The 13,051-nt window shown below is 26.3% G+C and carries 8 protein-coding genes; all 8 read left to right on the forward strand.

All coding sequences use genetic code 11. The features are described 5' to 3' along the window. The first annotated feature begins 50 nt into the window (after positions 1-50). Positions 51-917, forward strand: a complete 867-nt coding sequence (gene galU, locus HMPREF2930_RS10195) for a UTP--glucose-1-phosphate uridylyltransferase GalU (RefSeq protein WP_017175024.1) — start codon at positions 51-53, stop codon at positions 915-917. 494 nt (positions 918-1,411) lie between these two features. Further along, positions 1,412-2,395 (forward strand): hypothetical protein, encoded by a 984-nt coding sequence (locus HMPREF2930_RS10200; protein WP_017175023.1) that lies wholly within the window; start codon positions 1,412-1,414, stop codon positions 2,393-2,395. Next, positions 2,385-3,920 (forward strand): hypothetical protein, encoded by a 1,536-nt coding sequence (locus HMPREF2930_RS10205; RefSeq protein WP_017175022.1) that lies wholly within the window; start codon positions 2,385-2,387, stop codon positions 3,918-3,920. The genes HMPREF2930_RS10200 and HMPREF2930_RS10205 overlap by 11 nt, the downstream gene beginning before the upstream one ends. A 2-nt stretch (positions 3,921-3,922) precedes the next feature. Further along, positions 3,923-7,357, forward strand: coding sequence for a helicase-related protein (locus HMPREF2930_RS10210; protein ID WP_017175021.1), 3,435 nt, complete (start codon positions 3,923-3,925; stop codon positions 7,355-7,357). 20 nt (positions 7,358-7,377) lie between these two features. Continuing rightward, positions 7,378-9,357: a Zn-binding domain-containing protein gene (locus HMPREF2930_RS10215; protein WP_070597398.1), complete on the forward strand. Its 1,980-nt coding sequence runs from the start codon at positions 7,378-7,380 to the stop codon at positions 9,355-9,357. A gap of 16 nt (positions 9,358-9,373) precedes the next feature. Further along, the gene (locus HMPREF2930_RS10220) at positions 9,374-11,071 is read left to right on the forward strand and encodes a nuclease-related domain-containing DEAD/DEAH box helicase (protein ID WP_017175019.1); all 1,698 of its coding nucleotides are present in this window, start codon (positions 9,374-9,376) and stop codon (positions 11,069-11,071) included. Positions 11,072-11,161: 90 nt separating this feature from the next. Next, positions 11,162-12,631 carry a Sau3AI family type II restriction endonuclease gene (locus tag HMPREF2930_RS10225; protein ID WP_017175018.1) on the forward strand — a complete coding sequence of 490 codons (1,470 nt, stop codon included), beginning with the start codon at positions 11,162-11,164 and terminating at the stop codon, positions 12,629-12,631. Between the two features lie 101 nt (positions 12,632-12,732). Further along, positions 12,733-13,051: DNA cytosine methyltransferase (locus HMPREF2930_RS10230; protein ID WP_176745778.1), on the forward strand; the 319-nt coding region annotated here is incomplete at its 3' end.

The raw sequence follows: 13,051 nt of genomic DNA on the forward strand, positions 1-13,051 counted from the left end.
AAACTTACTTATAATATAAAAGACAGAATGTGCAAAGGAGATATTCGAGTTTGAAACAGATAAAGAAAGCCATCATACCTGCGGCTGGTTTAGGAACACGTTTTTTACCAGCGACAAAAGCCATGCCTAAGGAAATGCTTCCTATTTTAGATAAGCCAACGATTCAATATATTGTTGAAGAAGCGGCACGTGCAGGCATTGAAGATATTATTATTGTGACTGGTAAACATAAACGTGCGATTGAAGATCACTTCGATAATCAAAAAGAGCTAGAAATGGTCCTTGAAGAAAAAGGTAAAACAGATTTACTAGAAAAAGTACATTATTCTACAGATTTAGCGAATATCTTCTATGTACGCCAAAAAGAACAAAAAGGATTAGGACATGCCATTTATACTGCACGTCAATTTATTGGTAACGAACCGTTTGCAGTATTATTAGGCGATGATATCGTGGAATCTGAAGAGCCAGCGATTAAACAATTAATGAATATATATGAAGAAACAGGACATTCTGTTATTGGAGTGCAAGAAGTGCCTGAAAATGTGACTCACCGTTATGGCATAATTGATCCATTAGAGAAACAGGGTCGTCGCTATGAGGTGAGACAATTTGTTGAAAAACCTAAACAAGGTACAGCACCTTCTAATTTAGCGATTATGGGACGTTATATTTTAACGCCAGAAATTTTCGATTATTTAAAAACACAAAAAGAAGGCGCCGGTAATGAGATTCAATTAACCGACGCGATTGAACGTATGAATAGTGCTGTTCCAGTGTATGCATATGACTTTGATGGTGATCGTTATGATGTTGGAGAAAAATTAGGCTTCGTTAAAACGACAATAGAATATGCGTTAAAAGATCCTAAAATGAAAGATGAACTCGTAACATTTATTAAACATTTAGGATTATAATAATTAAAGTGCCTAAGACATTGAAGAACAAGTGGTTATTCTTCAATCTTCTTAGACACTTCAATCTCATCAAAACTAAACCTAAAAACAGGACACACCCTATTTTCCGCTAAGGCGTGCCCTGATTAGAGAAGATATAAATTGTCGACAAACACTTCTCTAATCATAAATCCTCAACATCCCAGAAAATTTTTTTCTGAGAAACTTTTCCTCAGCGTCTTAGGACTTCTCCTAAGACATTTTTATTATATAATATAAAATTTGAATATCATAGATGTTGCAATAGCAATAATTCGACTAATAATATCACTTTTTGAGAAAATATACTTTTTTGCTCTTGATTATTAAATATAAGAAAATTATTTGTATGTAATTTATTAATAATCAAAACGATATAAATGAATTTAAATAATAATACAATTCCTAATATATGTATAATATAAATATGATAAAATAAAAATTAGTAGTTCGGAACAAAAGAGGTGTAATTATGCATGAACTTTTACTATAAACCAAGGCATAGTAGGAATTGGCGACCTTTTGAAGAATGGATGGAATTCTTTTATCATATTGGTATATATGCTAATAATATGGAAGAGCAAAATATATATATATCTTATATAGATTCTTTTCTTCCAAGTATTTTTATTGCCCATGGAATTATTGATTCGTGTATAGACAATATAAATCTTAATGCTCTTGATATACATAGATTTGTGAATATTGGTTCAGAAATTTCATATCTAAAAAATAAATCTAAAAATGGCAAAGAAGAATGGGTGAAAGCAGAGGTACTAGAAATAATAGATAATCTTAAAGATGAAAATGAAAACAAAGATACATATACTAAACTAAAACTTAGGATCAAAGATGGTCGTAATTCGTATTATGATACTATTCTTCCTAAAAAGATTTGGAAAGAAAAGCTAAAATTATCTAATAGATATAAAAATACGGCTGGAAGTATAATAAAATATTATGAACATATAGGTAATTATTTTTGTGATAATTATGGGGAAGATATAAATGAGTACCTAATTAAAACTAGCAATTATATATTAAATATAGTATCAAGAGGTTATAAAGATTTTTTTAATCAATTTAATTTAGATTATGAATTTAAAAATGATAAGGGTAAATTTGATATTAAAGATGTGATTTATTTAAGTGATTTTAAAAACAGTTATAGTAATTGTAATGTAATAAAGTCTAATAATAGTGAGACTAATACAAATTTTGAAATACCAACTATATTTATTGATGATAATAATATAATGAATATGTCTGAATTTAAATCAAATAAAAATATATTTTTATCTAACAGAATGAAAAGCAATGTAGTAAATCAAGATATTGTAAAAAATAAAATATTAGAAACAACATTAAAAAATTATAATTTTAATAATGAAAAAATAAACAAATATTTTCAAACGCATAATATAACTATTCCTAGAGGTGTTGAAGTATATGCATTCTAGTAACTTAAATTTTTTAAATAATTATAATTATGGTCATTCTGAGGTTATACAAAGTAGTATTAGTAATGAAGAAATTAAGTTGTTATATAATTCCTATTTACATATAAGTAAATATATTAAAGATAATGATTTAACATTTCTTGAAGAAGGATTAAATATAATGAAATCTGTAGTTTTCAAATTTATATTTAGCTTAGCTACATATAAAGAAATATATAACAGTATTACAGACGAAGAATTTGAATTTCTTAATAATTTTATAAATGATCTTTCTATAGAAAATGAAGAAATAGAAGAAGATTGGAAAAATATAGTTAGGTTGATAAATGAATTTAAAAATAATTTGGAATTAAGTGAGAGTAGAAAAGAAGTAGAAAAACTTCTAGATAAAAAACAAAATGAAAAATTAGTTATAATAAGTATTTTAGACCAAAAAGAATTTTTTGATAATTTTGAAGATATTGATTTTTTAACTCCTAATCAATTACTTAAGAGCCGTAAAATTTATGATTTACTTATCTTCATAGGCAATCCTTATTTATATAAACAATTTGATAATCTTTTTCTAGGTAAAAAAATATATTATATATTTTTTGACTTTTTTCAACATAAAAAATTTAGTAATAAAATCTTTAAAAAAAATCTTAATAAGAATAGTGAAATACTAAAAAATACTAAGTTTATCTATAATATAAATCCAAATAAGTATTTAACATCAATTAAAGAATCAGAAATAAAAAAAGTAGAGTATATGAATAAAAATATTAAAATAAATAGAGAAATTTATAAAAAAACCTCCATAAAACCAAAAGAAAATAGTGTAATAGGTTATCCTTTAATTTTTAAAAACAATAAGTACTATATAGTTCCTGAAAACAATGATCTTCATATTTTAACTCAATATTCAAATGATAATGATAAAATAAAATTAAAACTAGAAAAAAGAAAAGTAAAACAACTAGCTTCAGACGATTATATTTTAATAAAAGGTAATACTGAAACAAAATTTATTAAAAAGAAAGCAGCTGAAATTTTAGGTAATAATAAATACGAATTTTATAAGTATTTACTTAAAGAATTTAAAAAGGATTTAAAGAAAACTTGTAAAAACTTTATTAGTAAACGTCTTTTTTTCGAGGATTTAAAAAGAAATGGGATAAATGTTAACAATAATAAATATAATTATTGGATATCAGATGATAGTATAAGACCTACTACATTAAAAGAACTATTGAAATATTTAAAATATGAAGAGAAAAAAATCAACAAAATTATGTTAGCTTCTAGTAGTATAAACTCCTCTCATATTAAAGCAGGAAAAATATTTCTAAACACTATAGAAGAGATTATTAATGATAACGATGTTGAAGTAATACTAGAAAAATTAAAACATTGTAATGAATTAATATTTTTAGAAAACGGAATAGGTGAGTTTTATATTGAAGTATTAAGAGATGTTAATAGGGAAAAAAGAAAATATGATTTGAACTATATAAATAAATTATATGATGTAGAAGGTGATTAATAATGGAAGACATTTTAAGAAAAAATATTGAAAGTAGAGAGTTAATTATACAATCTTTAAAAGAAGAGATGATAGGTCCTTTAGATTTCTCTAAAAACATGATAGATATTATCGATGAACATACGTTAGAAAAAGATATAAAAGGAAAAAATTTTGCATATAAAAATAATGGTAGATTAGAAGAAATCTTTATTGATGGCCAGCCTAGTAAAAAGTATGCAACTGGCTTACTTTATCCTTCAATTAAAGAAACAATAGAGGATACTTTAGAAGAAGAAATAGATTTAAATGTTGGCGACACAGAAGAAGATAACGATGAAAATGTAAGTTTTGTTTCAGAAAATTATGCAAATAACCGACAAACAACTATGGGACTTACATTTGCAGTACCTATAGAAGCTGAAAATTTAGAAATTGAATTTCAGTGTGGTGTATATAATGAATATAAAGATTTTAATAAAAATTTACAGTCATCTTTTAAGTATGGATCGTCTTGGTGGCTTAGAAAAAGTTTGAATCAAAAAATAAACTTAAATTTAAAAGAAGAAGAAGGATATAGAATATTAAAAAGAGAATTATTAAATGATAAAAATAAGATAGAGAGTAATTATAAGATTAATGTTTATTCAAATGTTAGAAACATAAATAATGATGTAAAAATAGTAACAATAACTGTTGAAAATATATCTACAACTACGCAAGTAGAGGAAGGTATACTATTTCAATGTGAATTAAAATCGCATATAATTGATAGTTATTTTTCACCATATCCAAAGCCATCAGATATGCAAGCAAAAGTTACAGAAGAAGATTTAAAATTTGAAATGCTATATTCAAATGAAAAAAATTTTGCATTTGGACACGATTGCTCAGTAACTTGGGATAAAAATCAAATAAATCACTTAAAAGAAATATCTACTACATTTATACCAGAATATGAAATTAAATCAATGACTCCAGATATAAAAGTTGAAGGTAAAACTATAGAGATTAAACACGCTGATATTATAGCTTCAAAGTCATATGAAGATTTACATCAAATATTTAGACCCCTGATTAATGGTTACGATAAATGGATAAAAGAAAAAGAAAAAGAAAATGTTAAAGTAAGTTATAAAAAAATAAAAGAAAAAAATATTTTAGAATTAAAACGAGCATTGAAACGAATGAAAAAAGGTTTAGCACTTTTAAAAGATGAATTAATTTTTGATTGTTTTAAATTATGTAATTTAGCTATGCTAATGCAAATGAATAATGGCAAAAAGGTTCGAGAAATTACCGGTAAAAGCAAATTTAGTGATGATATGAATTTAAACGGTTTTGATAGATTAAATTTAGATAGTTTTGAAAAGTTATCTGTAACTGTAGAGAAAGAGATTGAAAATAAAAACAAAGCATTTACTAATTGTAAATGGAGAGCATTTCAAATAGCATTTCTTTTACAATCTATTGAAGCAATTACAAATAAAAATTCAAGTGATCGAGAAATAGTAGATTTAATTTGGTTTCCAACTGGAGGAGGAAAAACAGAAGCATATTTAGCTGTATCAGCTTTTTCTGCTTTATATCGAAGAGTTAAAGATAAAAATGATGTAGGTGTAGATACATTTATGCGCTATACTTTAAGGCTTCTAACAGTTGATCAATTTCAAAGAGCAGCTAGATTGATAATTAGTCTAGAATACATAAGACGTCGGAAAGTAGATATGTTAGGAGAGAAAGAATATAGTATTGGTTTATGGGTAGGAGGAGACACTACTCCTAATAACTTTGAACAAGCTAAAAAGCAATTTAATGAAATAATTAAAAATAAAAAAAAGAAAAAGTTTATAGTTACAAGTTGTCCGTGGTGTGGCGCAGAAATTAAACCAATCAAATTAGAGAAGAATACCATTTATCAAGGCATCTCCATTGAATCAACTCTCAAATGTAGTTGTCCTGATGAAAAGTGCGAGTTTGAAAATAAGTTACCAATTTATTTTATCGACGAAGATATATATGAAAATCCTCCTACATTTTTAATAGGTACAATTGATAAATTTGTTCAACTAACATGGAAACCTAAAGCAAGAAGTTTATTTGGAATTAATAAAAAAGGAGAAAGGATTGTATCTCCACCAAATTTGATAATACAAGATGAATTACATTTAATTTCTGGGCCGCTAGGTTCTTTGACAGGTATGTATGAAACACTAATAGAAGAATTAACATATGATTATAGAAGTGAGAGTAAGCCTAAAATCCTTGGAGCAACAGCAACTATCAAGGCATTTAATACTCAAATTAAAGCATTATTTGGTAGAGAAAAAAGTTTTATTTTTCCTCCTTCAGGTATTTCTATGGATGATAACTTTTTTTCAAATGTAATTTTAAATGAAGATGGAACTTATTTTCCAGGTAGAAAATATATTGGTATATACCCAATTACACAAGGTAAATTACAAACTCAGGTGCAGACATTTAGCAAGTTGTTAATGACAGTAAATAATTTACCTATAGAATCAAAAAATAGTTTTTGGACTATTCTTTCTTTTTATAACACTATAAAAGATATAGGAAAAGCTAATTCATTAGTGGATCAAGATATTCCATATACTATAAATTATAATTATGATAAATCAAATATACCTTTAGATTCAAGACGATATATAAACAGAGAAAAAGTTAAAGAATTAACTTCAAGAATGAATAATAATGAAATAGCAGGAGCTCTACAAGAGCTGAAAACTGATTATACTATAACTAAAAATGAAGCAATAGATTTAGCTTTAGCATCAAATATTATTGAAGTTGGAGTTGATATCGATCGTCTGTCATTAATGACGATCGTTGGTCAACCTAAAACTACTTCACAATATATTCAAGTAAGTGGACGTATTGGTAGGAAAGTTGACGAAAACCCAGGTCTAGTTATAGTACTATACAATAAAGGAAATAGCACTGATAAATCTCATTATGAACACTTTAATGAATATCATCAACAATTATATGCAAATGTAGAAGAAACAAGTATCACTCCGTTTTCTTACTTCTCCATAGAAAGAGGTTTACCTGCAGTTTTAATAGGATTTTTAAGACAAATTTTTGATTACAAAAAACTAGGAATAGCACCAAATGCAGAATTTATTAATGATAATTTAAACAAAATCGAAGATTTTGTTGAAAAAAGAATAGTCAAAAAAATGAAGTTAGTAGATACTACTGAAAAAGAAACACTTCAGACGGTGTATGAAAAAGTTTTAGATAATTTAACAGGTATAGATTATGAAAGTTGGGAAAGCAAATTTAATCAAAGTGGTTATATGGTGCAATTAAATGAAGATACAGTTGTTCAAGAAGATCAAAGTACTATTATAACTTCAATGAGAAATGTAGATGCTACAAGCCGATTAAAAGTAAAAAATAAAAGAAAACATAACTATAAAAATTTTTTCTAATAGATTAGGGGGAGAATTTAGTGGGAGCTGAACAAAATATAAATAGAGGAAAACTTGTCGGAGAAAATGGACCCGGTAGTATTTATATAGACACTGAAGGAATTTCATATTTAATTTCATCTGCAGATGAGTGGTATAAAAACGGTATTAACATAAATATAGATAATTTAAAAATTAATGATTTGCGTTTACAACAAATTTTAAATGTTGATTATTTTAGAGAGGTTCCAATTTATAAAAAAAACAACTTTAATAAAGAAGAAAATAACATAAAAATGGAACTTCCCATTTATAGATTTCCTCAATTACACTATTGCAAAAAATGTAAGTATTTTTCAAATTTTCAATCGGGGAGTTATAAAAAAAGGAAAATATGTGAGGTTTGTGGTGAAAGTCAGGAGTTTATTCAATTTCCTATAGTAATAGTATGTGAACATGGTCATATTTATGATTTTCCAATTGAAAGATATGTACATAAAGATTCAAATTATAATAGTGATGAATTTTATACATCTAAACATAAAATTAAGATTGAAAAAAGTGGTCAATCTATATTGAATGGTCAATTGAAATGTTCTTGTGGTGCTAAAAAATCTTTGAAAGGTATTACAGGACGTATTCAAAATTCAGACTTATCAGCATTTCAAAGAGAGTCAGGATTAAAATATTGTAGCGGAAAAAGAACATGGGCTGTAGATAATGAAAAGGATGAAAATTGTGATGGTCATCCTACTGCAATATTAAGGAATGCTCTCGATATATATAATCCGGATTTAGTCTCTGCTCTTTCTATTACAGATTATGAAAATGAGCCGATAAGTAATTATGAAGAAATATTATCTCAAGAATTTGATAGGTTAACTGGGGTGATAGATGAAGAAAATAAAAAATTAGTAACGAACACGACAATAAGAGGCGAAGGTAATTCAATAATAAAATCAGTTTACTCAATAAGAAAGCTAGAAGAATTAGTTATACAAACTGGTTTTAGTAGATTGAGAGGATTTAAAGAAGAAGATATTATCAAACAGTATGAAGTAAACACAAGTAAGAAAATGTTTTCAGACGATGAGATTAATTGGTTGCCAGTAAAGAAATTATATGGAGAAGGAATATTTATTGAACTAAATAATCAAAGCTTAAGAAAATGGGAAGCTTTAGAAAGTATAGGTAAGCATTTTGAAAATTATAAAAATAATAGTGATAAAGTAAATATTATAGAAAAATTCAATTCACCTATAGGAGTAATGTTACACATTTTATCACATGGCTTAATTAAAGAATTCAGTAAAGTTTCAGGCTATGCTTCTCCTTCTCTGAAAGAAAAAATTTACTCTAATTATAATGATGATAAATTTGGAATATTAATTTATGTTACAGATACAGACAAAAAAGGGACATTTGGTGGTTTATGTAGGTTAGCTAAAGAAGAATTTTTTGAAAATTGTTTGGAAAAATCTATACGAAATATGGAATGGTGTAGTTCTGATCCAGTTTGTACAGAAATAGGGTTAAATACGGGACAAGGTTTATATAACTCTAATGGTAGTGCTTGTCATAATTGTACATATTTACCAAGTACAGCTTGTTCTTTTCAAAATTGCTATCTAGATAGAGATTTAGTTTTTAGATTGAATTCCAAGGTTGCTATTTCAAAATATTTTAACTGGCTTACAAATAGTAATGATTCATTTGATAATATGAAAACTAACACAAATAGCATTAAAATCATCGATTATGGTGAAAAAGATGTATTTGATAGTTTAGATACATTAAAATCTGTTGATGAAAATATTGAGAAATATATTTCTGGGAATATAAAGTTACCGGACTTTTATGAATCAACAATTGTGATGGAAAACGACAAATTAAAAGTGAAATATTTATGGTATAGTGAAAAAATTATAGTTTTATATAATCAAAATGAACAATTAGAAGGTTCTCAATTAGAATATGAATTTTTAAACAAATATAGTGATTGGGATATTTATATAGATTAAAAAGGGGGGGGAGCAAGTGGTTATTTTTATTCCAAATGAAAGTATTGATAAAAATAATTTTAACGGTAGTTACGGAGAAAGAAGACTATATGAAGAATTTCAAAAATTATCTGATGAATATATAGTTTTTCATTCATTGAACTGGAAAAAAGAAAAAAGTAATTCAATTTTAACTGGAGAAGCAGACTTTTTAGTTTTTCATAAAAAATATGGTTTTTTATCAATAGAAGTAAAGCATGGCGGAATTTCAGGAAGAAATGGTATAATTTATCAAATTAATAGAAATACATTAAGAGAAAATGCTATACAACCAATGATGCAAGCAGACAAGTCTAAATATACTATTATTGAAATATTAAATAATTTAAATTTAGATAGCAAAGATAAATATTATGTAAGTTCACTTGTATGGTTTACAGGAGTGAATAAATCTAATTTAATTGGAGATTTACCTTTATCATATATAAAAGATGTTAACACTTACTTTGAAGATCATTTAAATAATATTGAGAAATCTTTACTTAATGCTTATAAGTCTAATCATCATATAAAAAAAGAACAAAATAGCAAAGTAATAAAACAAACAATAAATGCAATAGCTCCTGAATTCTCATTGTTTCAGAGTATGAATAACTTAATAAATCAAAATAATTATTATTTTAATATGATGACTAATGAACAAGCATATTTATTAGACTATCTAGAGGAACAGACTACTGCTGTTATTCAAGGGGGAGCAGGTACAGGGAAAACTATGCTTGCGGTGGAAAAAGCTCGACGATTATCAGTGAATGGCGAAAAAGTATTATTTCTTTGTTTTAATAGTTTATTAATTCAGTCTCTGCAACAGAAATATAAAAATGAATTATCTAATGTCTATTTTTCGAATTTAAATAGCATTGTATCTAAAGCTTTAAATAAAAAAGCAAACAATGATGATATTATTCAATTCTTACGTAATATAGAAGATTATAAAATATGGGATTATAAACATATTATAATAGATGAAGGTCAAGATTTTCTTGATGAAACTGTATTATTACTTAAAGATTATTCAATATTGGTTGATGGTGTATTCTATGTTTTTTATGATAAAAATCAATTAGTACAAAGACGAGATAATCTTAAATGGTTAAATGATATGGAATGTAGGTTAGTTTTAAATAAAAACTGTAGAAATACTAAGAATATTGCTAAAACAAGTTTTAAACCTCTTGGTATAGATGATTTTAAAATGAAATTAGAAATTTTGGGTGATAAACCCATATATCATAATAGTAAAACTAAAGAAGAAACTTTATTATGGTTAGAGAATAGAATAAAAATGTATTTAAAAAATGATGTCAAAAAAAATCAAATTGTAATTCTCACAGTAAAAACATTAGAAACATCTATTCTTAAAAACACTAATAAAATCGGGAACTTAAAAATTTCAAATAATTTTGATGATAAAAACATTTTGTTCACTACAGCAAGAAAATATAAAGGGTTAGAAGCAGATGTAATAATTATAATAGATTTAGATTACTCTACTTTTAATAAAGAAGAAAATAAAAGACTTTTTTATGTTGCATCTTCAAGAGCTAAAAATCATTTAGAACTAAATTCACAATTAAATGAAGAAGAATTAGAAAAATTATTTCTAGTGGTTTCTAATGGTAGAACTAAAAAGATAAATGCGCTTATAGGAGATTTAAAAGTAAGTATTAGATAATTAGATGAAAAATATAATACAAGACTATAGTATAATAGTCTTGTATTATATTTTTTATTAACTTGTAATGAAGTTAAGTGTGGTGATTGGGTGTTTGAGTATAAAACTAAAGAACAAGTTCACAATAGAGCAAAGGAAGCAGTAGGAAAAACAATTAGAGAATTAAATAATGATGCTCCAGTGTTAGGCTATAAGAGTTCGGTAGGTGATGCCTTTGAAGCTTGGTTTGGAAAAACAAAAGATAGTGAAAGTCGTCCGGATATGGAAGAAGCTGGCGTAGAGTTAAAAGCAACTCCTTTTAAAAAATTAAAAAATGGTAATTATAGTGCAAAAGAAAGATTGGTTTTAAATATTATAAATTATGAAAAGGTAGCTAAAGAATCATTTGAAGATAGTTCATTCCTTTATAAAAATGGGAAAATAGAACTAGCTTTTTATGAATATGTTAAAGATGTTGCTAGAGATGATTGGAAAATAGAAGAAGCAGTTCTATATGAGATGAAAAAAAATCCAGTAGATTATGAAATTATAAAAAAAGATTGGAATATTATACATGATTATATAACTCAAGGTAGAGCACATGAATTAAGTGAAGGTCTTACTGATTACTTAGCTCCGTGTACAAAGGGAGCTAATTCTAAGTCAGTTCGTAAGCAACCTTATTCTGATATTCTTGCGAAACAAAGAGCTTTTTCATTAAAATCTGGATATATGACTTCTATATTAAGAAGGTATATTTTAGGAGAAGAAAAAATTGATTCTATAATTAAGGATAAATTTGAAATTAAACATAAGAATATTGAAGATATTGTTTATGCAACATTCAAACCTTATTATGATTGGACAATTGATGCATTATGTGAATACTTTAACATTGAAAGAAAAAGTAAAAACCTTAATTACAGAATAGCTTCAGCAATTCTTAACTTAAAAGGAAAAGTTAAAAAAAATGAAAAATTCCCAAGAGTAGAAGAATTTGAAAAAGCTTCTATTGTCGTAAAGACAGTTCAATTTAATGAAAATAATATAAATAAAGAAAGTATGTCATTCCCTACTTTTAAATTTAGTGATTTAGTCAAAGAAAAATGGGAAGATACTAATGGAAATCCTCAAGCGACTTGGCATAATTTTTTACTAGAAACGAAGTTTTTATTCTTTGTAGTAAAAAGCGAAAGTGAAAATGATGTATTTAAAGGAATTAAATTTGTAACTATACCTGAAGAAGATATTGAAGGACCTATTAAAAAAGTGTGGGAAGATACTGTAGAAAAATTAAAAAAGGGTGTTACTCTTACTGCTAGATATAAAAAAGATGGATCTCTTTATAGAATAGAAAATAACTTTATTAACAATTCAGATGATATGATTTGTCATGTTCGACCTCACCAATCAAAATCAGATTACAGAGAAAATGGACAATGTGCAGATTATCTACCTTCTCCAGCTAAATGGATAAATAGACCTGAAGATAAGATAAAATATTCAAGTCAATGGATGACAAAACAGTGTTTTTGGATAAATAACACATATATAAAAAAACAAGTTGAAGATTTATTGTAGAAAGTTATGTTAAAATAATATTGTTTATTTTGCATTTAAAGCGAACAATCGTTCGCTTTTTATGTTATAATTTAATTAATACTACTAAAGGAGGTGCTCTCATGAATGAAATTAAAGTAGCTGAGCTTTTTGCAGGAGTGGGTGGATTTAGATTAGGTTTGGAAAATACAAATGAAAAAATGTTTAATGTTACTTGGGCAAATCAATGGGAACCTTCTAAAAAAATACAACATGCCTTTGATTGTTATAATAGTAATTTTTCAACTGGAGTACATATCAATGAAGATATCGCTTTAATAAGTGATGAAGAAATGGCAAAAACAAGAGCCGATATGATTGTAGGAGGCTTTCCTTGTCAAGATTATTCAGTAGCGAGAAGTTTAAGTGGAGAGCTTGGTATACAAGGTAAAAAGGGTGTTT

It is taken from the genome of Staphylococcus sp. HMSC068C09, assembly GCF_001813735.1.
GTDB lineage: Bacteria > Bacillota > Bacilli > Staphylococcales > Staphylococcaceae > Staphylococcus > Staphylococcus hominis.

What these genes read in the sequence shown, in the direction of transcription:
- HMPREF2930_RS10200 (WP_017175023.1), top strand. Translation starts at nt 1,412, where the DNA reads ATGAACTTTTACTATAAACCAAGGCATAGTAGGAATTGGCGACCTTTT.
- HMPREF2930_RS10205 (WP_017175022.1), top strand. Translation starts at nt 2,385, where the DNA reads ATGCATTCTAGTAACTTAAATTTTTTAAATAATTATAATTATGGTCAT.
- HMPREF2930_RS10210 (WP_017175021.1), top strand. Translation starts at nt 3,923, where the DNA reads ATGGAAGACATTTTAAGAAAAAATATTGAAAGTAGAGAGTTAATTATA.